Here is a 24,226-nt window from a genome sequence, read left to right as displayed (position 1 = left end):
TGTTAAGCCATGGGGGTACTAAGATGTTTGAAAAAATGATTGAAGATTTAAAGTCTAAGATTTTGGAAGCAGTGGAACGGTATTTAAAAAGCCATGAGAAAGTGCCACAAAAAAGATTAGATTTGATTAGCAAGGTGGAACTAAAGGAAGAACTGGGTATAGGAGATAAAACCTTGACAAAATGGGAAGGTGCAGGACTACCGCAGTATATACCGCCTATTGAAGATACTAGAAAAGTCTATTACAAAGTTACGGACATTTTGAAGTTCCTGGGGGTAGATGATGGCAAAGACTAAAATATATTTTTGGTTAAAAGTTGATAAGAAGTTTTTTGATAATCTTTTTATTAAGCGACTTAAAAATATGCCTGGTGGCTACACTATGACAGTGATTTATATCCGTCTTATGTTGGAAAGTTTAGAAGATGATTGTATTTTGTACTATGAAGGATATTTTGATAGTTTGGTACAGGAATTAGCTTTAAAACTGGATGTCTCTGAAGATGATATAAATATGACGCTTGCATATTTTACAAAATGCGGACTAATTCAGATCGATGATGATGGCCATGCTACATTATCACAAGCAAAAGCCATGGTTGAGAGTGAAACAAACTGGGCAAAATACAAGCGAGACCAAAGAAAAAATAGTCAAGATATACCAAAATTGGAGAATGTCCAAAATAAAAAGACTATTTCCAACTCATGTCCAACAGAGATAGAGAAAGAGAATAGAGTTAGTAGTAAGAGTAATAATTTATATTTAGATAATATATTGTCGGGAAATCCCGACTACAATTTTCCTACTTGGCTTGAAGAAACAGCTATAAAAGATTTAGAGAAAACAAAATATAAAGAACTTTGGATTCCTATTGTTTATCTGAATCAAGTAGCTAATAAGAGGTATAAGTTTGTTGATAAGACAAAAAGGCTTTTACTAGCACGATTCAAAGAAGGCTATACACTTGAAGATTTTAAACAGGTGATAGATATAAAAACGGCAGAATGGAAGGATAGTCCTGAATTTTCTAAATATCTGAGACCAGAAACACTTTTCGGATCTAAGTTTGATGGTTATTTGAATCAAAAGCCTAAAACCATAAAAGGGAAGTCTGAAGACAACTTTCCAGATCTACCATTTTAGGAGTTGCAAAGATGAAGGAACAATTTAAAGAATTTAATAACAGAAAAATATTGGATACGGTTTGCGATATTCACCAGGTAAATTATTGGGAAATTTCTGTACCAGTGTTAGGGAGTTCAGAAAGAAAAGTACAAGCTTTTTGCCCAGAGTGTGTGAAGGGAGAGATTAAACAAAAAGAGCAAGACTTGTTACAGCAGTTTGAGGACAGACAGGCTTACTTTAAAACTTATGATGTCTTAATGCGTGATAGTACGATTCCTAACGAGTTGAAGGGGGCAACATTTGATAATTTCTTTGTTAAGACGACAGAGGAGCGTCAGATGTTAGAGTTTGTAAAAGGTCAAGCCCAGAAGTACCTTGCAGGTATGATGGGAAATACTTTAATCAGTGGTAGCACAGGAATAGGAAAAAGTCATTTATTGCTTGCCCTGGCCAAAGAAATCAATGAGAGCTTCAGAGAGAAGAACGAGCCTAAGAGTGTCTTATTTGTCAGCTTAACCGAGATTATAAAGCAGATAAAAGAAGGCTGGGCTTATGGAAGAAATGCAAACTTAACAGAGTATGAGGCGGTTAAAAAGCTTGTTGATGTTGATTTTCTAATCATTGATGACCTGGGGGCAAAAAATGGGACGGTAACCCCTAAGAGCGATTGGGAACAGGATTTCTTGTTTGATATTATCAATAATCGAGAAACTACGATTTTCAACACGAACCTAGATAGTAGTGAACTGCGGACGGTATACAATGCTAGAAATTCAAGTAGAATTTTGAAAGGTTTAGAAGGGAACACTTTCAAGGCTTTTACAATCAAAGATAAGAGATACACTATAAACACAGTGAGGGGAGAATATCAATGAATGATGATAAAATGCGATTTTCAACAGAAAAAGGCTTTGTTGTCTACGAAAAATGTGGTATAATAGAGATAGAAAAAGTTCCAAGGTTTGGAGAGATAACTTTATTCTACTCAGATGGAAAATTTACCCATCTAGTCAAAAAAGAAACTAAAAAATAAGTCTATTGAGAACAACTCAGGGACATACCGTAAGCATATAATGCTAGTGGTATGTCCCTTTTTGTTTGCATAGAAAGGGGGTGAGGGAGATGTCAGGAGATACTTCTTTAGGGTATGTAGTAGCCAATAAGTTTTCTATGGATCCAGATAAAAGACAGAAAATCTTTTCTCAGTGTAAAAAAGAAGATGATAGCTTAGAACAACGGAAACAAGAAATACTAGAAAAATATGCTAACAAACAAGACAAATCAAAATCTAGAAAAAATGATTCTAAAGGCTCGGAGAGTCATAAAAGAAAAACTAAGAGCAAAGAATTTTAGAAAAAATTATAAACAAAAATCAGATATTAAAAGATGAAGGAGAAAAAAATGACAACTAACTTAGTTAAACAAAAAGAAAATTTAGAAGCTTATATCCGAAGTACAGGTTATAACACTAGAGGGATGAACGTAGAAAATAATCATGTACTCATTGAAAAACCAATCCTTGATAGTTATGAAGATGAACATCAACGTAAAGAGCTGGTTGATCTAGTAAATGTTATTGAGACTCGTACCCGTGGTGGGAAGTATGAAGTAACTGACTTTGAATCTGATTCATTACAAGAAGTTAGCGAAAATTCGGCTGAGAGAACAGAAGCAGATAAAAAGAAAACTATCAGCGTTGATTACTTAGTTAAATTATTCAGTGGAAAACTTGATTTTTCACAGGAACAATTAGATGATGGCCAATATAATTTAACGGATTTTCTTGGTAAGAAGATTATTAAATTAAAACGTAGAACACGAAATAGAGAGATTGGGAAAATTCTCCAAACTGCGAAAGTGCAGACTGCTACAAGTATAGACGACTTGAAATCTATTGTTTCTTTAATCAATCCAGAGCGCAATGTATCTATGGTTGTTAGTCAATCACTATTTAGTGTCTTAGAAAAAATGAAAGACACTTCAGGAAATTATCTTCTTAAAGTTGATAAAGAGACAGGGACAAGTGAAACATTCTTTGTAGATAACTTTTTAATTGTAGATGATACAACATTAGGGAATAAAGGTGACAAAAAAGGCTTTATCGGAGATTTAGAAAACTTTGTTACTTTGTTTGATCGCAAGAAAGATACACTTAGTTGGGTGAATGCGAATGACTATTTTGGAAAACGGTTGATTTTACATACCCGATTTGATGTAAAAAAAGTTGAAGAAGATTGTGGTTACTTTATTCAATGGAACTAGGAGGAAGAAATGGATATTAATCAAGTATTTGATACACTGGATGATTTAGATAATAAAAAAAGTAAGATTAATTCAGCACGAGAACAGTTAAGCGAAAAAAGGAAAAGCCTGTTAGGCAATCAAGCAGTTTCATTTGAGAACATAGATTCTTTTTTGTCAAATAACTTAGAATCTTTAGAGCAGCTGGAAAAGATGGAAAAAGCTATTAATGGCCTTCAGGAAAAATTTGATAGTGATTTTTCAGAAGCTAATGCAGTCATCTTTGAATACATTTTTAAAGAAACTAAGCAACGGATGGAAACTAAGAAGATCTATAAACAATACCGAAAGAAACTTAGACTAATTCTGGACGCATATGATGAAATTCAAGAACTGAAGAAGGATGTAGAAGAAATCCATACAGGTGTAGTCAGAGAAATAGGTCAGAGACATTCTCTATCGCCGTATCGAACAGAAGTAAGTCCGCTTACTGTCCTACCATTCTTAACCCCTGATTCTAGCGGATGGATGAATTTTTCTAAGGAATATCGGGATATCAAAGTGTATTTAGAAAAATAGGGAACAAATTAAGTAAGGCTAGTGATATATGGCTGAAACAAAAGAAATATCGCTAGTCCTACTTTTATGCTTTACTAAGTTTCACATAACAAAGTAAGCATAAACTGAAAAGATGTAATAGCTTGAAAGCAAGGTATATCAGGGGTTTACAGAATGGAGTGAGTTTCACAGAATGTAAGATATGAGAAACTGAGGGGATAAATTAAAGAAATTTCCCTTGAACTTGTCATACTGAAGAGTTGTCAAACTTAAAACAATGATACCTGGTAAGTGGAGTGTTGGAAGGCTTTTAGCGCTTTTTGTCAGTTTGACAGAATTTACAATTTGACAAATTGCAAGATAAAAAAATTTTTAAATTTAAGTGGAGGTACTTGCCTATGTACGAGTTGAGTAATAGAGACCTGGACGGGATAGATATTGAGTTAGGACGATATAGAACGCTTGCTAATAAAATTTATTTGAGAAGACAGGAACTAATACATAATAAGAAACATAGCGCTGAAGATTGTACTGGTGGGAAAGGCAAGACAGTATATAGTCCTACTGAAGCAACCATCATTAGAATTGAAGAAGACCAAACGCTAAGATATTTAGAAGGCTTTAAACTAGTTGTAGATACCTTGATGGAAAACTTAATTGAAAGTGATCTAGTCATTTTTAAAATGAGATATTTAGAAGCTGGTGCGACTTGGGAAGACGTGGCAGAGAAACTAAATAAAACTACTCGTTATATAAATAGCCGTAGAAAGGTAATCGCTAAAAGATTTGTTGAGTTGAAAGGATATTGACTCCCCCCACCTTTTAAAAAATCTTTCTGGCCAGTAGGGTACCGGTGAAGGGAACTTTTTCCAAGTCGGAGACCTCCAGACAAAAAGGGGGTAAAAACTGAGTGATTCAGAAAGATTGACTCAATTTTTAAAAAATAGGCTATGTTCAGAATAATAGATTACTCTTTTTAAGAGCGAAGAAAAAATGGCAGGTAGAAGAGAGTAAAATTATAGTTCAAAATTTGACTTTTTTCATTTAATTATCTATTCTGTACTTAGATAAAAACAATTGAGTTTTTAAATTATTTTATAGTAGTATCTCTATAATTTAAGAAAGGATGATTTGTAGATGATTTATAACATTGAAAAAATTATTGTTTTTGGATTTATTGTAGGAATTATCTTAGTGCTCCTTGGAGTTCCAATTAATCTTGTTAAAATCTGCTTATTCTTAATTCAGTTCACTTTGATTGTAATTACAATTTATCTTAAGATTGATGCATTGAAACAATTGAAGAAAAAATGAAAGACAAACATTATATAGTTGAAAAATCTCAGATAATTCTGAGGTTTTTCCTTTTCTTTACGCATATTTAAGAAGGAAGAAAAAATAAACATTTTAAATATTGAACTTACAAGCATTGAAGAAACTAAACTAGACTTTGAATACTAAGTAGAAGTTGTCAATATTAAAAAAATTACACCCTCGAATTAGTGTCTAATTTGGTACAAATGTACGAAATGGAAATGCTGTGGAAGATATGCTATAATATTACTAGGTATTAAAAAAGCACGTTTGACCGTGCTAGTTTCTTGCCTGCTGAACTCGTCAATATTACGCCCTTTTAGGGCTCTTTTTTGTGGACTTTTTTAGGAACTTTCAAGAAAAACTAAGGCTATTTAATGCCTAAATGATTTTAAAGAAAGTCAGTATTTTCAAGGGCTGAGCTCTAAAAATTTGACTTATAGAGTGTTAAATGATAGTATAGTCAAAGATAGTCAAGGTTTAAAGAGAGAGGTGGGTTTGTAATGAGATTTAAAAATACATCGGATCATATTGAGGCCTACATCAAGGCAATTTTAGATCAATCTGGTATCGTGGAGTTGCAACGGAGTCAGTTGGCGGATACCTTCCAGGTTGTTCCTAGTCAGATTAACTATGTGATCAAGACACGCTTTACGGAAAGTAGAGGCTACTTGGTTGAAAGTAAGCGGGGTGGTGGAGGCTACATTCGCATAGGACGGATTGAGTTTTCTAGTCATCATGAAATGCTCCGTGATTTGCTTTATTCAATTGGTGAGCGAGTTAGTCAAGAGATTTATGAAGATATTCTGCAGCTTTTGGTTGAGCAGGAATTGATGACCAAGCAAGAGATGAATTTGCTACTAGCAGTAGCTGTGGATCGCGTTCTAGGAGAAGAAGCTCCAGTCCTTCGTGCTAATATGCTACGACAGGTCATACAAGAGGTAGATAGAAAAGGGAAGTAAGATGAACTATTCAAAAGCATTGAATGAATGTATCGAAAGTGCCTACATGGTTGCTGGCCATTTTGGAGCTCGTTATCTAGAGTCTTGGCACTTGTTGATTGCTATGTCCAATCACAGTTATAGTGTGGCAGGGGCGACATTAAACGATTATCCATATGAGATGGACCGTTTAGAAGAGGTGGCTTTGGAACTGACTGAAACGGACTATAGCCAGGATGAAACCTTTACGGAATTGCCGTTCTCCCATCGTTTGCAGGTTCTCTTTGACGAAGCAGAGTATGTAGCGTCAGTGGTCCATGCTAAGGTGCTAGGGACAGAGCATGTCCTCTATGCGATTTTGCATGATGGAAATGCCTTGGCGACTCGTATCTTGGAGAGGGCTGGTTTTTCTTATGAAGACAAGAAAGATCAGGTTAAGATTGCTGCTCTTCGTCGAAATCTAGAAGAACGTGCAGGCTGGACTCGTGAAGACCTCAAGGCTCTACGCCAGCGCCATCGTACAGTAGCTGACAAGCAAAATTCTATGGCTAATATGATGGGTATGCCCCAGACTCCGAGCGGTGGTCTCGAGGACTATACCCATGATTTGACAGAGCAAGCTCGTTCTGGCAAGTTGGAGCCAGTCATCGGTCGGGACAAGGAAATCTCGCGTATGATTCAAATCTTGAGTCGTAAGACCAAGAACAATCCTGTCTTGGTTGGAGATGCTGGTGTCGGGAAAACAGCTCTGGCGCTTGGTCTTGCCCAGCGTATTGCTAGTGGTGATGTGCCTGCAGAAATGGCTAAGATGCGCGTGTTGGAGCTTGATTTGATGAATGTCGTTGCAGGGACACGCTTCCGTGGTGACTTTGAAGAACGCATGAACAATATCATCAAGGATATTGAAGAAGATGGCCAAGTCATCCTCTTTATCGATGAACTTCACACTATCATGGGTTCTGGTAGTGGGATTGACTCAACTCTGGATGCGGCCAATATCTTAAAACCAGCCTTGGCGCGTGGCACCTTGAGAACGGTTGGTGCGACTACTCAGGAAGAATACCAAAAACATATCGAAAAAGATGCGGCACTTTCTCGTCGTTTCGCTAAAGTGACGATTGAAGAACCAAGCGTGGCAGACAGCATGACCATTTTGCAAGGCTTGAAGGCGACTTATGAGAAGCATCACCGTGTGCAAATCGCAGATGAAGCTGTCGAAACAGCTGTCAAGATGGCTCATCGTTACTTGACTAGTCGTCACTTGCCAGACTCTGCTATCGACCTCTTAGATGAAGCAGCAGCAACAGTGCAAAATAATGTCAAACATGTGAAAGCAGACGATTCTGGCTTGAGTCCAGCTGATAAGGCCCTGATGGATGGTAAGTGGAAACAGGCAGCCCAGCTAATCGCAAAAGAAGAGGAAGTCCCAGTCTACAAAGACTTGGTGACAGAGTCTGATATTTTGACCACCTTGAGTCGTTTGTCAGGAATTCCAGTCCAAAAACTGACTCAAACGGATGCTAAGAAGTATCTAAATCTTGAAGCTGAACTACACAAACGTGTTATCGGGCAAGATCAAGCTGTTTCAAGCATTAGCCGTGCGATTCGCCGTAATCAGTCAGGAATTCGCAGTCACAAGCGTCCGATTGGTTCCTTTATGTTCCTAGGACCCACAGGTGTCGGGAAGACCGAATTGGCCAAGGCTCTGGCAGAAGTCCTCTTTGACGACGAATCAGCTCTTATCCGCTTTGATATGAGTGAGTATATGGAGAAATTCGCAGCTAGCCGTCTCAACGGAGCTCCTCCAGGCTATGTGGGTTATGAAGAAGGTGGGGAGTTGACCGAGAAAGTTCGCAACAAACCATATTCCGTTCTCCTCTTTGATGAGGTAGAGAAGGCCCACCCAGACATCTTTAATGTGCTCTTGCAGGTCTTGGATGATGGTGTCTTGATAGATAGCAAGGGGCGCAAGGTCGACTTTTCAAATACCATTATCATCATGACATCGAACCTTGGTGCGACAGCCCTTCGTGATGACAAGACCGTCGGTTTTGGAGCTAAGGACATTCGTTTTGACCAGGAAAATATGGAAAAACGCATGTTTGAAGAACTGAAAAAAGCTTATAGACCTGAGTTTATCAACCGTATTGATGAAAAGGTGGTCTTCCATAGCCTTTCTAGCGACCATATGCAGGAAGTCGTGAAGATTATGGTCAAACCTTTAGTGGCAAGTTTGGCTGAAAAAGGTATTGACTTGAAATTACAAGCTTCAGCTCTGAAATTGTTGGCAAATCAAGGATATGACCCAGAGATGGGAGCTCGCCCACTTCGTAGAACTCTGCAAACAGAAGTGGAGGACAAGTTGGCAGAACTTCTTCTTAAGGGAGATTTAGTGGCAGGTAGCACACTTAAGATTGGTGTCAAAGCAGGCCAGTTAAAATTTGATATTGCATAAAAATGGAGAATCAGGAGCAATCTTGATTCTTTTTTTCGCAATTTTTTTATAAAAAATGATAAAAAACTATTGACAAAACAAAAATATAATTTATAATAAAAACATAGATAACAAAAATATAGAAAATTATAAAAATGTAATGCGTTTATGAAAAAGAAAATAGCAGTGGTATTTGGGACCTTTGCCCCTCTTCATCAGGGCCATATCGATCTGATTCAGCGAGCGAAGCGTCAGTGTGATCAGGTCTGGGTGGTCGTTTCAGGATATGAGGGAGACCGAGGGGAGCAGGTAGGCTTAACGCTTCAAAAGAGATTTCGCTATATTCGTGAAGCATTTCGGGATGATGAGTTGACCTCTGTTTGCAAGTTAGATGAAACCAATCTTCCCCGTTACCCTATGGGCTGGCAGGAGTGGTTGGACCAGATGTTAGCGGAGATTTCCTATGATGAAACCCAGCAAGAGCTGATCTTTTTTGTAGGAGAAGCAGACTACCAGCAAGAATTATCTAATCGTGGCTTTGAGACCGTTCTGCAAGGAAGAAAGTTTGGTATTTCAGCAACTATGATTCGAGAAAATCCAAGCAAATATTGGAAGTACATCGCTCAACCTTTCCGTCGTCAGTTTACCAAGAAAGTGTTGATTATGGGAAGTGCCAGTAATGGGAAGACCACTCTGGCCAAGGATTTGGCAAGGTATTACGATGCGCCCGTTAGTCTGGAATACGCACGTGAGTATCAGATTAAAAATAACGTCCGCGATGATGAATTGACTCCAAAGGATTACTATTACCTCCTGTTGGGACAGTATGACCAGACCTCTAAGTTAATTGACAGTAATGCCAATAGGGGACTGGTGATAGCAGATACCAACTCCTTAGTAACCAAGGGCTACTATGATTATTATATGGAGACTGAGGATCAAGAGGACTTATCAGGAGAAACATTTGACAATCTCTTTGCCTCGATCTTGGCTAAGGAGAAATGGGACTTGATTCTATTTGTGCAGCCTATCGGCTCCTATGTCAATGACGGATTTAGAGATATGACCATGGCAGAAGACCATATTCGTCAAAGTTTTTCCCAGCATTTGGACCAGATGAGAGAGCGATATTTAACCACCATTCCACTAGTTTATCTAGCAGAGGATTATCTAGGTAATTATGAAGCAGCAAAAGTGGCTATTGATGCCATTTACCAAGCAGATTAGGAGAAAAATATGAAAAAACTAACTGAAAAAATCACACAATTTATCGAAAATTTTAAAAATGTCCATGCCGAAGCCCGCAAGATTGGCTTTGCAGGAATCATGAACCTGCTCTGGAGAGATCTTTTTGTGGGCCGTAGCCTTTTCCAGTGGTTATATCTCATCGCCTTGTCAAGTGTTCCCTTGATCTTGGAATTCACGCAAAATACAGAAAGTCATGACTGGTTGAGCTTGTTTGCCTCTTGGACTGGGATTGTCTGTGTTATCTTGGTAGCAGAAGGGCGTGCAAGTAATTATCTCTTCGGGGCTATTAACTCTGCTATCTATTTGATTTTGGCCATGAATGCAACTTTTTATGGCGAAGTCTTGACGACCGTTTACTTCTTTGTAATGCAGCCGATTGGTCTCTATGCTTGGCTGTCCAACCGTATCAATGACCAAGGAAAAGTAGAAGAATCTCACTTTGAAGCTAAGAAATTATCTGTTCTTGATTGGTTCAAGTACTTGTCCTTGACTGCTATCATCTGGATTGGTATGGGCTTAGCTTATCAAAGTATCCATAGTGCTCGCCCTTTCCGTGATAGTGTTACCGATGCGACCAATGGTGTTGGTCAGCTTTTGATGACACGTCTCTACCGTGAGCAATGGATTTTCTGGATTGCAACCAATCTCTTTAGTATCTACCTCTGGTGGGGTGAAAATATCCACATCCAAGGGATGTACTGGGTCTATACACTCAATAGTCTAGTGGGTTGGTACCAATGGACCAAGGCAGTTCGAAAGGAGTCATAAGATGGCAGATATAAAGATTCCAGAAGGGATGACGGAAAGAGAATATTTTGAAATGCATGCCAGTCAGGAGGAGTTTTTAGACTGGTACTACAAGCAGGAACTCCCTCAATATGAAAAACCAAGTGTGACAGTGGATATGGTGGCCTACTGCTTTGTTGAAGGAAAGATCAAGCTCTTGCTGATTCGTCGCAAGGCTCACCCTTATCAAAACTGTTTGGCCTTGGTTGGAGGTTTTATGGATAAGGGAGAAGATGCTGCTCATGCCTGTCAGCGCGAGGTGCGTGAAGAAGTCAATCTCGATCTTCCTTTAGAAAAAATCGAGCAATTGATGACTGTGTCGACTCCTGGGCGTGATCCACGGGGCTGGACGGTGACCATTGCCCATTTGGTGTATCTGCCTAGTCGCGCCCTAGACCTCGTTCAGGCAGGAGACGATGCCAAGGATGTCGTTTTCGTAGATGTCGATTTTCAGACGGGCAAATGCTTCTTGGAGGGAGTCGAATTGGACGAGCAAGCCTTCGCCTTTGACCATTATGCCATTATCCAAGGATCTATCAAACGAATCCAAGGACGACTTGACTGGAACCCGACCTTCCTCTATCTGCTAGAGGAGGAGTTCACTGTCTACGAGGGAACCGAACTGGTCAATCTTATCAACTCAGGTCGTCCCATCGTCAGCAATAACTTTCTCGTAAAATACGGCGAATATGTAGAAGAAGTCGGACTCAAGCGAGTGCCCAAAAAGAAACCAAGAAAAACCTATCGATTGAAATAAAAAACGAGGTCGGGACAAAGTTCCTGACCTCTTTATGTACCATCATGAGATGGTTTTGTGTTGTGACTGCTTTTATGGGTGGCTATCTTTCTTAGAATTACTAAACATGTGCGTAAAGAAGTCTTTGTATCGATACTTGAGATAGTTCTCATGTAAAAATAACAAAGCGATGTAGACAATCATAAAGCTTGTAGTCAGATAGAAGACATCAAAAGCAGTTCGCGCATAGTAAGTGGCTGTTTCATAAGAGCAAATAGCTCCCAAAATCAACCCAGGAAGATACTTGTAATATTTGCTTAACATAAGTCTACACCTCCAATATCCTATTTCAATGTTATTATATTCCTTTGTCTAAAACAATGCAAGCGATTACACAAGAGTGATTTAAAAATATTACTCAAAATAGGAATTTTTTTCTGTTTTTGCTATTAGACTACGAATAGAAAAGTAGGAGGAGTAAAGGTATTTAAAGTATTTAAGGTTTTTAAAATAGTTTAGATAAATCGTTGACATATTTAAATTCAAATGTTACAATTACATTACAAAAAGATTTCTTAATGTTTCAAAAACATTACAAAGGAGTAGAAAAATGAAAAAGAAAACCTATATCAAATTGATGACAGCAACTGTATTAGCTTCTACCTTGCTATTAGGAGCTTGTGGAAATAAAAAGGAAACAACTCAAGCAAGCAGTTCTGCTAAGACAAGCCAGTCATCAAATTCTAAAGTAGCTTCTTCTAGCAAAGAAAGCAAGACTCAGAAGTCCTCAAGTTCAGCTTCATCTGAAAAGTCCAAGACATCTACCGACCAGTCTTCAGCAACTGCAACGCCATCGCAAGCGGCACCTGAACAAAGACAAGGTCAAGAAGTGTTTAATCAACAGGCGGCTAGTCAACAAACTCCTGCTCAGGCTCCTTCAACTCAACAGGCTCCTCAAGCCCAGTCTAACCAATCAAGCTATGATCCTACAACTGACCGCAAACTTCAAGACAAACAAGCAGAGCAAAATAAACGCTATAAGGGTGTTTTAACTATGGCAGATGGTGATTTCTCAGCTGCAGCGGGCAACTGGAAGGGAGCCAATGGCGAAACCATCACAGTTTCATCAGGTGGTCAATTTACAGTAGAATCTGCTGATGGAAAGAAAGAAAACTACTCTATCAAAGGCTATTCTTATACTCTCGATGATGGTAAGTATAATGCCAAAATCGGTGTAGGAAAAGTCATCCAAATTACAACAGGAGCGGATGGCAAGGTTTCCAGTGTTGCTTTGAATCAATAATAGTTCTCAGTATTTGAATTTTTACAACCAAAGAAAATCCGTCAGCTCAATAAGAGTCGACGGATTATTTTATACTTATACTTGGGTTAAAAATTCTTCTGTAGTAAGAATTTGAGCAAATTCATCCTGTAGAGAAAGGAGATTAATTTCATGGATAGTCTCAGGAGAGATGACTTGACCGTTTTTGTTAGCTAGGGTAAAACTGGCAGTAGCATCTGCTAGTAAAGTGACTTCAAAACCAAGATTTGCTGCCATTCGTGTCGTAGTAGATACACAATGAGGCAGAGTCAGACCAGCAAGGACTAAATGACAAATCTGATTTTTTCGTAAATAGGTTTCAAGATTTGTTCCAATAAAGGCGCTATTAACCGTTTTTTGAAAGACAGGTTCTGAAGCAACTGGTTCAAATCCACTTTTAAACTCCTGATTTTGTTTGTTATGAAATTGCGACTGGGGATTGTCAGATATGTGTTGAACATGTAAGACTGGAAGAGCGTGTTTACGGAAGTATGCCAGTACCCTCAATGCCTGGTGTTCAGCTTGAGGGTTGTTCCGTTCTCCCCAGATAGGGTTATCAAATGCTTTTTGCATATCGATAATCAGTAGAGCCGTATGAACCATTTTATGCCTTATCCAATTGCAAGAGGGCTTCAATCTCTGCTAGGGTGCTAGCTTGTGAAATAGCTCCACGAAGTTTGGCAGCGCCAGATGTTCCACGGAGGTAGTGAGGAGCGAGGCCACGGAATTCACGAACTGCGACATTTTCCCCTTTGAGGTTAATCAAGCGTTTCAAGTGTTCATAAGCGATTTTCATCTTATCTTCAAAGGTCAAATCAGGGAGGATTTCTCCTGTTTCAAAGTAATGGTTGATTTGGTTAAAGAGGTAGGGATTTCCCATGGCAGCGCGGCCAATCATGACTGCGTCAGCACCGACTTCTTCGATACGTTGTTTGGCTTCTTGGACCGTACGGATGTCACCGTTGGCGATGAATGGAATCTTGGTCAAAGCTTGAGCGACCTTGTGAAGGGTCTCGAGGTCTGCGTGACCTGTATACATTTGTTCACGGGTACGGCCATGCATAGCAAGGGCAGAAACACCTGCTGCTTCAGCAGCGAGGGCATTTTCAACTGCCAGAGATGGATCAGCCCAGCCGGTACGCATTTTGACAGTAAGTGGGATATCAAGGACAGACTGGACCTTGTTGATGATAGAGTAAATCTTATCGGGGTCCTTGAGCCACATAGCTCCAGCTTCGTTCTTCACGATTTTGTTAACTGGGCAGCCCATGTTGATATCGACGATATCAGTTTTGGTGTTTTCTTGGATGAATTCTGCTGCGCGTGCTAGGCTGTCTTCATCACTACCAAAAAGTTGGATAGAGACAGGGTTTTCGCCTTCATCGATATGAAGCATATGCAGGGTTTTTTCGTTGTTGTATTGGATTCCCTTGTCAGAGACCATTTCCATTACAACGAGTCCAGCTCCGAGCTCTTTTGCGATGGTACGAAAGGCTGAGTTGGTCACACCAGCCATAGGTGCTAAAACGGTACGATTGGGAATCTCAACATTGCCAATCATAAAAGGTGTATTAAGATTTGTCACGAATGAGTTCCTCCAGGTCGTTTTCATCAAAGTTGTAAGTTGTTTGGCAGAATTGACAAGTGATTTCTGCTCCGTGGTCTTCCTCTTTCATTTCCTGTAAGTCTGAGCTTGGAAGGCTGGCAAGAGCATTCATAAAACGTTCATGGCTACAGTCACATTGGAAACGGATTTCTTCTTCAGAAAGACGCTTGTAAGCCTCGTCCCCGTAGATAGCCTTGAGGAGGGCTTCAATATGGTCGTCGCTTTCCAGAAGAGTAGAGATAGCTGGCATTGCTTGGATGCGTTTTTCAAAGCGAGCAATCTCCTCTTCCTTGGCTCCTGGCAAGACTTGGACTAGGAAACCACCTGCAACCTTGACCTTGTCTTCCTCGTCTAAAAGGACATTGAGACCGACTGCTGAAGGGGTCTGTTGACTTTCAGTCAGGTAAAAGGCAAGGTCTTCACCGATTTCTCCAGAGATGAGGGGAGTCATAGAGTTGTAAGGATTTCCAGTACCGTAGTCTGTGATAACGAGGAATTGACCATTTCCAACAAAAGGTCCGACGAGGACTTCACCAGTTGCAGTCTTTTTGATGTCGACACCAGGATTTTGAGCGTATCCTTTGACATTCCCCTTGGTATCAGCGACGGTGATGATGGCACCTAGGGAGCTAGATCCCAGCACCTTAACTGTTAGTTTAGTATTTCCTTTTTCATTGGCTGCGAGAATCTGGCTGGCGATAAGAGTTCGACCAAGCGCTACAGTTGAGCTAGCTTGGGTTTGGTGTTTTTCTTGAGCAGTGCGGACGGTTTCCGTACTATCAAGGACAAAAGCACGAAAGGCGCCACTTTCTGATATAGTTTTAATAATTTTATCCATAACTACTATTTTAGCATAAAAATGCCCAAAGGGGGAGCCGTGTGTTTGCTGATTTTCAGGATAATGGACTAGGAAATCTGCATGAAAATAAAAAGAGAAACAGATTATTTCAGCATTTGTAAGATTTATGCTATGCTTAAGATAGAAAATGAAAGGGGTAACAAATGTATTTAGGAGACTTGATGGAAAAGGCTGAATCTGGCCAATTTTCAATCCTTTCCTTTCTATTACAAGAGTCTCAGACGACCGTCAAGGCTGTAATGGAGGAAACAGGATTTTCAAAAGCAACCCTAACCAAATATGTCACCCTGCTCAATGACAAGGCTTTGGACAGTGGTTTGGAGCTGAACATCTCCTTAGAAGATGAAAATCTGCGTCTTTCAATCGGTGCAGCTACCAAGGGGAGAGATATTAGGAGACTGTTTTTGGAGAATGCTGTTAAATATCAGATTCTTGTTTATCTCCTCTACCACCAACAGTTTCTAGCCCATCAGCTGGCTCAAGAATTGATGATTAGTGAGGCTACGCTTGGTCGCCACTTGGCTGGTTTAAATCAGATTTTGTCAGAATTTGATTTATCCATCCAAAATGGACGGTGGCGAGGTCCAGAGCATCAGATTCGCTATTTCTATTTCTGTCTTTTCCGCAAGGTCTGGTCGAGTCAGGAATGGGAAGGACACATGCAGAAGCCAGAGAGAAAACAGGAGATTGCCACTTTAGAAGAAATCTGCGGTGCAAGTTTGTCTTCGGGCCAGAAACTGGACTTGGTTCTTTGGTCTCACATCAGTCAACAACGTCTTCGGGTCAATGCCTGTCAGTTTCAAGTGATAGAAGAGAAAATGCGAGGGTATTTTGACAATATTTTCTACCTTCGTTTGCTCAGAAAGGCTCCGTCCTTTTTTGCTGGGCAACACCTTCCTCTAGGAACTGAGGATGGTGAGATGATGATATTTTTCTCTTTCCTCCTATCTCATCGCATTCTTCCCCTCCATACTATGGAGTATATTCTTGGTTTTGGAGGGCAGTTGGCAGATTTGCTGACGCAATTGATTCAAGAAATGAAGAAAGAGGAGTTGCTGGGTGATTATACAGAGGACCATGTCACCTATGAACTCAGTCAGCTTTGTGGTCAAGTTTATCTATACAAGGGCTATATTTTACAAGATCAGTACAGATACCAGACAGAGAATCGTCATCCTTATTTGTTGATGGAACATGATTTTAAGGAGACGGCGGCGGAGATTTTTCATGCCTTACCTGCCTTTCAGCAGGGGACGGATTTGGATAAGAAAATTCTCTGGGAATGGCTGCAGTTAATCGAATATATGGCTGAAAATGGTGGCCAGCATATGCGGATTGGTCTGGATTTGACATCTGGTTTTCTTGTTTTTTCAAGGATGGCGGCCATTTTGAAACGGTATTTGGAATACAATCGTTTCATTACCATTGAAGCTTATGACCGAACTCGGCATTATGATTTGCTGGTTACCAATAACCCGATTCATAAGAAGGAACAGACACAAGTTTATTATTTAAAAAACGACTTGGATATGGAGGATTTGGCAGCGATTCGTCAGTTATTATTTAGCTAAAAGGCTTGGTGCTTCCAGGTCTTTTTGTGAAATTTACACAATCTCCTCACATTTTTTTAAAAATTAAAAAAAGTTGATAAACAAGAAAGCGCTTTATTTTGTATACTAGTAAGTGTAAAGAGGAAACATCCTCGAGATCTTTATGAGGAGGACAGCACATGTCACAAGAAAAATACATCATGGCTATTGACCAGGGAACAACAAGTTCTCGTGCCATCATTTTCAACAAAAAAGGGGAAAAGGTTAGCTCTAGTCAAAAAGAGTTCACTCAAATTTTCCCTCAGGCAGGTTGGGTAGAACACAATGCCAATGAAATTTGGAACTCTGTTCAGTCAGTTATTGCGGGTGCTTTCATCGAAAGTGGTGTCAAGCCAAGTCAAATAGAAGCAATCGGGATTACTAACCAACGTGAAACAACTGTCGTCTGGGATAAGAAAACAGGACTTCCAATCTACAATGCCATCGTTTGGCAATCTCGTCAGACAGCATCTTTGGCTGAGCAACTAAAAAGCAAAGGCTATGTGGAAAAATTCCATGAAAAGACTGGTTTGATTATTGACGCTTACTTCTCAGCAACTAAGGTTCGTTGGATTTTGGACCATGTAGAAGGCGCTCAAGAGCGAGCAGAAAAGGGAGAATTGCTCTTTGGTACTATCGATACTTGGTTGGTTTGGAAATTGACAGACGGTGCGGCTCACGTGACGGACTACTCAAATGCAGCCCGTACCATGCTTTATAACATTAAAGAACTCAAATGGGATGATGAGATTTTGGAAATTCTCAACATTCCTAAGGCTATGCTTCCAGAAGTTCGTTCTAACTCTGAAATTTACGGTAAGACAGCGCCATTCCATTTCTATGGTGGACAAGTGCCAATCTCAGGTATGGCTGGGGACCAACAAGCAGCCCTATTTGGACAGTTGGCCTTTGAACCAGGTATGGTCAAGAATACTTATGGAACAGGATCTTTCATCATCATGAATACTGGTGAAGAGATGCAGCTGTCTGAAAATAACCTCTTGACAACGATTGGTTACGGAATCAATGGCAAGGTTTACTATGCCTTAGAAGGTTCTATCTTCATCGCAGGAAGTGCGATTCAATGGCTTCGTGATGGACTTCGTATGGTAGAGAACTCACCAGAATCTGAAAAATATGCTCGTGATTCTCACAATGATGATGAAGTTTATGTCGTTCCAGCCTTTACAGGATTAGGAGCACCGTACTGGAACCAAAATGCTCGCGGTTCTGTCTTTGGTTTGACTCGTGGAACAAGTAAGGAAGACTTTATCAAGGCAACTCTTCAATCAATTGCTTATCAAGTACGTGATATCATTGACACAATGCAGGTGGATGCTCAAACAGCTATTCAAGTATTGAAAGTGGATGGAGGTGCAGCCATGAATAACTTCCTCATGCAGTTCCAAGCTGATATTTTAGGAATCGACATTGCACGCGCTAAAAACTTGGAAACCACAGCTCTAGGTGCAGCCTTCCTAGCTGGTTTGGCAGTTGGTTACTGGAAAGACTTGGATGAGTTGAAGCTCTTGAATGAGACTGGGGAACTTTTTGAGCCATCTATGAACGAATCTCGCAAGGAACAACTCTACAAGGGCTGGAAGAAGGCTGTGAAAGCGACTCAAGTCTTTGCGGAAATCGATGACTAATACTGAAAGAATAAAGCGACTCAGTTAGAAAGTGTGTAAATATGGAATTTTCAAAGAAAACACGTGAATTATCAATTAAAAAAATGCAGGAACGTACCCTGGACCTCTTGATTATCGGTGGGGGGATCACAGGGGCTGGTGTAGCCTTGCAAGCGGCAGCTAGCGGTCTTGAGACTGGTTTGATTGAAATGCAGGACTTCGCAGAAGGAACATCTAGCCGTTCAACAAAATTGGTTCACGGAGGTCTTCGTTACCTCAAACAATTCGACGTGGAAGTGGTGTCAGATACGGTTTCTGAACGTGCAGTAGTTCAACAAATCGCACCACATATTCCAAAACCAGACCCAATGCTCTTGCCAGTTTACGATGAAGATGGAGCGACCTTTAGCCTCTTCCGTCTTAAAGTAGCTATGGACTTGTACGATCTTTTGGCCGGAGTTAACAACACACCAGCTGCAAACAAGGTTTTGAGCAAGGAAGAAGTCTTGGAACGCCAGCCAAACTTGAAGAAAGAAGGCTTGGTAGGAGGTGGGGTTTACCTTGACTTCCGTAACAACGATGCGCGTCTCGTGATTGAAAATATCAAACGTGCCAACCAAGACGGTGCCCTCATTGCCAACCACGTGAAGGCAGAAGGCTTCCTCTTTGACGAAAGTGGCAAGATTACAGGTGTTGTAGCTCGTGATTTGTTGACAGACCAAGTATTTGAAATCAAGGCCCGTCTGGTGATCAACACAACAGGTCCTTGGAGCGACAAGGTGCGCAATTTGTCTAATAAGGGAACACAATTTTCACAAATGCGTCCAACTAAGGGAGTTCACTTGGTAGTGGATTCAAGCAAGATCAAGGTTTCACAGCCGGTTTACTTTGATACAGGTTTGGGTGACGGTCGTATGGTCTTTGTTCTCCCACGTGAAAACAAGACTTACTTTGGTACAACGGATACAGACTACACAGGTGATTTGGAACATCCAAAAGTGACTCAGGAAGATGTAGATTATCTACTTGGCATTGTCAACAACCGCTTCCCAGAAGCAAATATTACTGTTGCTGACATTGAAAGTAGCTGGGCAGGTCTTCGTCCATTGATTGCAGGCAATAGCGCTTCTGACTACAATGGAGGAAATAACGGAACTATTAGTGACGAAAGCTTTAACAACTTGATTGCGACTGTCGAAGCTTATCTATCGAAAGAAAAAACGCGTGAAGATGTTGAGTCTGCTGTCAGCAAGCTTGAAAGCAGTACCTCTGAGAAACATTTGGATCCATCTGCAGTTTCACGTGGTTCGAGCTTGGATCGTGATGACAATGGCCTTTTGACCCTTGCTGGTGGTAAAATCACAGACTACCGTAAGATGGCTGAAGGAGCTATGGAGCGTGTGGTTGATATCCTTAAAGCAGAATTTGATCGCAGCTTTAAACTGATCAATTCTAAGACTTATCCTGTTTCAGGTGGAGAATTGAACCCAGCAAATGTGGATTCAGAAATCGAAGCCTTTGCGCAACTTGGAGTTTCACGTGGATTGGATAGCAAGGAAGCTCACTATCTGGCAAATCTTTACGGTTCAAATGCACCGAAGGTCTTTGCACTTGCTCACAGCTTGGAACAAGCGCCAGGACTCAGCTTGGCGGACACCTTGTCCCTTCACTATGCAATGCGCAATGAGTTGGCTATCAGCCCAGTTGACTTCTTCCTTCGTCGTACCAACCACATGCTCTTTATGCGTGATAGTTTGGATAGTATCGTTGAGCCAGTTTTGGATGAAATGGGACGATTCTATGACTGGTCAGAAGATGAAAAAGCAGGCTACCGTGCGGATGTCGAAGCAGCTCTTGCTAACAATGATTTAGCAGAATTAAAAAATTAAGAAAAAATAAAAGAGGTGGCGGGCAACAATCCTTGTCGCCCGCCCCTTCTTTTTAATGGAGACATAAAGATGATGAATGAATTATTTGGAGAATTTTTGGGGACTTTAATCCTGATTCTTCTAGGAAATGGTGTTGTAGCAGGTGTAGTTCTTCCTAAAACCAAGAGCAATAGCTCAGGTTGGATTGTGATTACTATGGGTTGGGGGATTGCAGTTGCGGTTGCAGTATTTGTATCTGGAAAACTTAGTCCAGCTCATTTAAACCCAGCTGTGACAATTGGTGTGGCTTTAAAAGGTGGTCTGCCTTGGGCTTCCGTTTTGCCTTATATCTTAGCCCAGTTCGCAGGGGCTATGCTGGGTCAGATTTTGGTTTGGTTGCAATTCAAACCGCATTATGAGGCAGAAGAAAATGCAGGTAATATCCTGGCAACCTTCAGTACCGGGCCAGCCATCAAGGATACTGTATCAAACTTGATTAGTGAAATCCTAGGAACTTTTGTATTGGTATTAACAATCTTTGCTTTGGGTCTTTACGATTTTCAGGCAGGTATCGGAACCTTTGCAGTAGGAACTTTGATTGTCGGTATCGGTCTATCACTAGGTGGGACAACAGGTTATGCCTTGAATCCTGCGCGTGATCTTGGACCTCGTATCATGCACAGCCTTTTGCCAATTCCAAATAAGGGAGATGGAGACTGGTCTTATGCTTGGATTCCAGTTGTAGGACCTGTTATCGGTGCAGCCTTGGCCGTACTTGTATTCTCACTTTTCTAATCTAGAAAACAATTATGTTGATAGAGCTTGAGATGAAAATCTCAGGTTTTTTTCTTTTAAAATATTCATAGAAAAACCGCATAATCTTTAAAATTAGCTTAAATGCAGTGAAAATGTACGGTAAACAATTGAAAAATTACCCTAAAAAATGGTACAATGGTAGAAAAATACTATAGTAAGAGTTTATCTTATTTAACAAAAATTACAGAAATGAATGGTTTTTCTTGATGAAACAGAGAAAAGAATTGTACCTCTTTCTTGGTCGGACAGCCTTGTATTTTCTTATCTTTTTAGGGCTGCTTTACTTCTTTAGCTATCTTGGTCAGGGTCAAGGAAGCTTTATCTATAATGAATTTTAACTTGAAGGAGAACCCCTATTGTGTCAAACAAACCAATAGTAGATATGATTGAAACCATTGAGCATTTTGCTCAGACCCAGCCTAGCTATCCTGTCTATAATGTTTTAGGGCAGGAACATACTTATGGTGATTTAAAGGCTGATTCGGATAGTTTAGCTGCAGCCATCGACCAACTAGGATTGCCTGAGAAGTCTCCTGTAGTCGTTTTTGGTGGCCAAGAGTATGAAATGTTGGCAACTTTTGTAGCCTTGACTAAGTCAGGTCATGCCTACATTCCAATTGACAGCCATTCGGCTTTGGAGCGAGTTTCAGCTATTTTAGAAGTGGCAGAGCCAAGCTTGATTATTGCCATTTCAGATTTTCCATTAGAGCAGGTTTCTACACCGATAATGAATCTAGCTCAGGTTCAAGAAGCCTTTGCCCAAGGGAATAACTACGAAATCACGCATCCAGTCAAGGGAGATGATAATTACTACATCATCTTTACTTCTGGTACAACTGGTAAGCCTAAGGGAGTGCAGATTTCCCATGATAACCTCCTCAGCTTTACCAACTGGATGATTACGGATAAGGAATTTGCGACGCCAAGTCGTCCGCAAATGCTGGCTCAGCCACCTTATTCTTTTGATCTGTCTGTCATGTATTGGGCGCCAACCTTGGCACTTGGAGGTACACTTTTCGCTCTTCCTGCAGCCATCACTCAGGACTTTAAGCAACTCTTTGCGACCATCTTTTCATTGCCAATCGCTATCTGGACTTCTACACCGTCTTTTGCGGATATGGCCATGTTGTCTGAAGACTTCAACAGCAAGAAAATGTCTGGCATCACGCATTTCTACTTTGATGGAGAAGAATTGACGGTCAAAACGGCTCAAAAACTACGTGAACGTTTCCCAAATGCCCGTATTATCAATGCCTATGGCCCAACAGAAGCGACAGTAGCCCTATCAGCTGTTGCTGTGACAGACGAGATGCTAGCGACTCTCAAACGTCTACCAATCGGCTATACCAAGGCTGATTCTCCAACCTTCATCATTGACGAGGAAGGCAATAAACTGCCAAATGGTGAACAGGGAGAAATCATTGTTTCTGGGCCAGCTGTGTCAAAAGGCTATATGAACAATCCTGAAAAAACAGCGGAAGCCTTCTTTGAATTTGAAGGATTACCAGCCTATCACACAGGTGATGTGGGAACAATGACAGATGAAGGCTTGCTTCTCTACGGCGGACGCATGGACTTCCAGATTAAGTTTAATGGTTACCGCATTGAGTTAGAAGATGTCTCTCAAAATCTCAACAAGTCTCGTTATATCGAGTCTGCTGTCGCAGTACCACGTTATAACAAGGACCACAAGGTACAAAATCTACTGGCCTATGTCATCTTAAAAGATGGTGTTCGTGAGCAGTTTGAGCGTGATATCGATATTACCAAGTCTATTAAGGAAGACTTGACAGATATTATGATGTCTTATATGATGCCGTCTAAATTCCTTTACCGAGACAGCTTGCCACTGACTCCAAATGGGAAAATTGACATAAAAGGATTGATTAACGAGGTGAATAATAGATGATGGAGTTCTTTCAACAGCTTCCTCATTTAGAGCCATACGGCAATCCTCAGTACTTTGTCTATGTGATTGTTGCAACCTTGCCCATCTTTATAGGCCTCTTTTTCAAGAAACGCTTTGCCTGGTATGAAGTGCTGGTTAGCCTCTTCTTTATCGTCACCATGTTGGTAGGTGGGAAGACCAATCAATTGGCTGCCTTGGGTATTTACCTTTGCTGGGAAATATTGCTTCTGCTTTTCTACAAGCATTATCGAAAAAGCAAGGATGGCAAGTGGGTCTTCTACTTAGTTAGTTTTCTGTCCCTACTTCCGATTATCTTTGTCAAGGTGCAACCAGCTATCAATGGAACGCAGTCTTTGCTAGGATTCTTGGGAATTTCTTACCTGACCTTTCGTTCGGTTGGGATTATCATCGAGCTGAGAGATGGAGTGATTAAGGATTTTACCCTCTGGGAATTCCTACGTTTTCTTTTCTTCATGCCGACTTTCTCGAGTGGTCCAATTGATCGCTTTAAGCGTTTTAATGAAAATTATCAGACCATTCCTGAGCGGGATGAGTTGATGGATATGCTGGATGAATCTGTTCGCTATATTATGTGGGGCTTTTTGTATAAGTTTATCCTAGCTCATGTTTTAGGAGAGACCTTACTACCTCCTCTGAAGAATTTAGCCTTGCAGTCAGGTGGCTTCTTTAATCTCTATACTTTAGCGGTTATGTATACCTTTGGTCTGGAGCTTTTCTTTGACTTTGCAGGTTACTCTATGTTTGCCTTAGCCATTTCAAATTTGATGGGAATCCGTAGCCCTATCAACTTTAACAAACCTTTTTTATCAAGGGATTTGAAGGAGTTTTGGAATCGCTGGCACATGAGTCTCTCTTTCTGGTTCCGTGACTTTGTCTTTATGCGGATGGTGATGGTATTGACCAGAAAGAAGGTCTTTAAGAATCGCAATGTAACTTCAAGTGTGGCCTACATTGTAAATATGCTGATTATGGGATTTTGGCATGGAGTGACTTGGTACTATATCGCCTATGGACTCTTTCATGGACTAGGCTTGGTCATCAATGACGCCTGGGTTCGCAAGAAAAAAACGCTCAATAAGGAACGGAAAAAAGCAGGGAAAGCTGCTCTACCTGAGAATCGCTGGATTCAGTTGCTTGGCATGGTTGTGACCTTCCATGTCGTCATGCTGTCATTCTTAATCTTTTCTGGATTTTTGAATGATTTATGGTTTAAAAAATAAAGGAAA

24 protein-coding genes are annotated in these 24,226 nt (G+C 40.5%); 20 read left to right on the top strand and 4 right to left on the bottom strand.

Annotation, left to right across the window (positions count from 1 at the left end; genetic code table 11):
- The first annotated feature begins 23 nt into the window (after positions 1 to 23).
- From AXK38_09870 to AXK38_09815, 12 genes are all read left to right on the top strand, one after another.
- Positions 24 to 296 carry a hypothetical protein gene (locus AXK38_09870; protein AMH89686.1) on the top strand — a complete coding sequence of 91 codons (273 nt, stop codon included), beginning with the start codon at positions 24 to 26 and terminating at the stop codon, positions 294 to 296.
- Entirely contained in the window at positions 283 to 1,143 is an 861-nt protein-coding gene (locus AXK38_09865; protein ID AMH89535.1) for a replication protein, read from the top strand. Before AXK38_09870 ends, AXK38_09865 begins: the two co-directional genes overlap by 14 nt.
- A gap of 11 nt (positions 1,144 to 1,154) precedes the next feature.
- Positions 1,155 to 2,000, top strand: a complete 846-nt coding sequence (locus tag AXK38_09860) for a GTP-binding protein (protein AMH89534.1) — start codon at positions 1,155 to 1,157, stop codon at positions 1,998 to 2,000.
- 247 nt (positions 2,001 to 2,247) lie between these two features.
- Positions 2,248 to 2,478 (top strand): hypothetical protein, encoded by a 231-nt coding sequence (locus AXK38_09855; protein ID AMH89533.1) that lies wholly within the window; start codon positions 2,248 to 2,250, stop codon positions 2,476 to 2,478.
- A gap of 48 nt (positions 2,479 to 2,526) precedes the next feature.
- On the top strand, positions 2,527 to 3,387 hold the full coding sequence (locus AXK38_09850; protein ID AMH89532.1) for a capsid protein: 861 nt from the start codon (positions 2,527 to 2,529) through the stop codon (positions 3,385 to 3,387).
- 9 nt (positions 3,388 to 3,396) lie between these two features.
- Complete coding sequence (locus tag AXK38_09845; GenBank protein ID AMH89531.1) at positions 3,397 to 3,945, top strand: hypothetical protein; 549 nt, start codon at positions 3,397 to 3,399, stop codon at positions 3,943 to 3,945.
- A gap of 377 nt (positions 3,946 to 4,322) precedes the next feature.
- The gene (locus AXK38_09840) at positions 4,323 to 4,733 is read left to right on the top strand and encodes a transcriptional regulator (protein ID AMH89530.1); all 411 of its coding nucleotides are present in this window, start codon (positions 4,323 to 4,325) and stop codon (positions 4,731 to 4,733) included.
- A gap of 1,008 nt (positions 4,734 to 5,741) precedes the next feature.
- The gene (locus tag AXK38_09835; protein ID AMH89529.1) at positions 5,742 to 6,200 is read left to right on the top strand and encodes a CtsR family transcriptional regulator; all 459 of its coding nucleotides are present in this window, start codon (positions 5,742 to 5,744) and stop codon (positions 6,198 to 6,200) included.
- Between the two features lies 1 nt (position 6,201).
- On the top strand, positions 6,202 to 8,634 hold the full coding sequence (locus tag AXK38_09830) for a chaperone protein ClpB (GenBank protein AMH89528.1): 2,433 nt from the start codon (positions 6,202 to 6,204) through the stop codon (positions 8,632 to 8,634).
- A gap of 147 nt (positions 8,635 to 8,781) precedes the next feature.
- Positions 8,782 to 9,840 carry a transcriptional regulator gene (locus AXK38_09825; GenBank protein AMH89527.1) on the top strand — a complete coding sequence of 353 codons (1,059 nt, stop codon included), beginning with the start codon at positions 8,782 to 8,784 and terminating at the stop codon, positions 9,838 to 9,840.
- 9 nt (positions 9,841 to 9,849) lie between these two features.
- Positions 9,850 to 10,629 (top strand): nicotinamide mononucleotide transporter PnuC, encoded by a 780-nt coding sequence (locus AXK38_09820; protein AMH89526.1) that lies wholly within the window; start codon positions 9,850 to 9,852, stop codon positions 10,627 to 10,629.
- A gap of 1 nt (position 10,630) precedes the next feature.
- On the top strand, positions 10,631 to 11,404 hold the full coding sequence (locus AXK38_09815; GenBank protein ID AMH89525.1) for a DNA mismatch repair protein MutT: 774 nt from the start codon (positions 10,631 to 10,633) through the stop codon (positions 11,402 to 11,404).
- A gap of 72 nt (positions 11,405 to 11,476) precedes the next feature.
- Here AXK38_09815 and AXK38_09810 read toward each other — a convergent pair whose 3' ends face one another.
- The gene (locus tag AXK38_09810) at positions 11,477 to 11,707 is read right to left on the bottom strand and encodes a hypothetical protein (GenBank protein ID AMH89524.1); all 231 of its coding nucleotides are present in this window, start codon (positions 11,705 to 11,707) and stop codon (positions 11,477 to 11,479) included.
- 286 nt (positions 11,708 to 11,993) lie between these two features.
- Here AXK38_09810 and AXK38_09805 point away from each other — a divergent pair, with 286 nt between their 5' ends.
- Positions 11,994 to 12,686, top strand: a complete 693-nt coding sequence (locus AXK38_09805) for a hypothetical protein (protein AMH89523.1) — start codon at positions 11,994 to 11,996, stop codon at positions 12,684 to 12,686.
- Between the two features lie 75 nt (positions 12,687 to 12,761).
- Here the strand turns inward: AXK38_09805 and AXK38_09800 are convergent, their stop codons facing one another.
- Genes AXK38_09800 through AXK38_09790 form a run of 3 tightly spaced genes read right to left on the bottom strand, consistent with a single transcriptional unit; the run spans position 12,762 to position 15,148 of the window.
- Positions 12,762 to 13,307, bottom strand: coding sequence for an isochorismatase (locus AXK38_09800; GenBank protein AMH89522.1), 546 nt, complete (start codon positions 13,305 to 13,307; stop codon positions 12,762 to 12,764).
- Between the two features lies 1 nt (position 13,308).
- Positions 13,309 to 14,289, bottom strand: a complete 981-nt coding sequence (locus AXK38_09795; protein AMH89521.1) for a nitrogen fixation protein NifR — start codon at positions 14,287 to 14,289, stop codon at positions 13,309 to 13,311.
- On the bottom strand, positions 14,276 to 15,148 hold the full coding sequence (locus tag AXK38_09790) for a molecular chaperone Hsp33 (GenBank protein ID AMH89520.1): 873 nt from the start codon (positions 15,146 to 15,148) through the stop codon (positions 14,276 to 14,278). The genes AXK38_09795 and AXK38_09790 overlap by 14 nt, the downstream gene beginning before the upstream one ends.
- A gap of 164 nt (positions 15,149 to 15,312) precedes the next feature.
- Between AXK38_09790 and AXK38_09785 the strand changes: the two genes are divergently transcribed.
- From AXK38_09785 to AXK38_09755, 7 genes are all read left to right on the top strand, one after another.
- Entirely contained in the window at positions 15,313 to 16,740 is a 1,428-nt protein-coding gene (locus AXK38_09785; GenBank protein ID AMH89519.1) for a hypothetical protein, read from the top strand.
- A gap of 158 nt (positions 16,741 to 16,898) precedes the next feature.
- A complete protein-coding gene (gene glpK, locus AXK38_09780; protein ID AMH89518.1) occupies positions 16,899 to 18,407 on the top strand; it encodes a glycerol kinase in 1,509 nt (502 codons plus the stop codon).
- A gap of 41 nt (positions 18,408 to 18,448) precedes the next feature.
- Positions 18,449 to 20,275, top strand: coding sequence for an alpha-glycerophosphate oxidase (locus AXK38_09775; protein AMH89517.1), 1,827 nt, complete (start codon positions 18,449 to 18,451; stop codon positions 20,273 to 20,275).
- Between the two features lie 69 nt (positions 20,276 to 20,344).
- Positions 20,345 to 21,049 carry an aquaporin gene (locus tag AXK38_09770; protein ID AMH89516.1) on the top strand — a complete coding sequence of 235 codons (705 nt, stop codon included), beginning with the start codon at positions 20,345 to 20,347 and terminating at the stop codon, positions 21,047 to 21,049.
- Between the two features lie 227 nt (positions 21,050 to 21,276).
- Positions 21,277 to 21,408, top strand: coding sequence for a D-alanyl-lipoteichoic acid biosynthesis protein (locus AXK38_09765; protein AMH89515.1), 132 nt, complete (start codon positions 21,277 to 21,279; stop codon positions 21,406 to 21,408).
- A gap of 20 nt (positions 21,409 to 21,428) precedes the next feature.
- Complete coding sequence (locus AXK38_09760; protein ID AMH89514.1) at positions 21,429 to 22,979, top strand: D-alanine--poly(phosphoribitol) ligase; 1,551 nt, start codon at positions 21,429 to 21,431, stop codon at positions 22,977 to 22,979.
- The gene (locus AXK38_09755; protein ID AMH89513.1) at positions 22,976 to 24,220 is read left to right on the top strand and encodes a D-alanyl-lipoteichoic acid biosynthesis protein DltB; all 1,245 of its coding nucleotides are present in this window, start codon (positions 22,976 to 22,978) and stop codon (positions 24,218 to 24,220) included. The genes AXK38_09760 and AXK38_09755 overlap by 4 nt, the downstream gene beginning before the upstream one ends.
- The last annotated feature ends 6 nt before the right edge of the window (positions 24,221 to 24,226 follow it).

The sequence above is a fragment of the Streptococcus mitis genome, from assembly GCA_001560895.1.
In the GTDB taxonomy this organism is placed as follows: domain Bacteria; phylum Bacillota; class Bacilli; order Lactobacillales; family Streptococcaceae; genus Streptococcus; species Streptococcus mitis_Q.
This window is presented reverse-complemented; position numbering and strand designations above follow the sequence as displayed.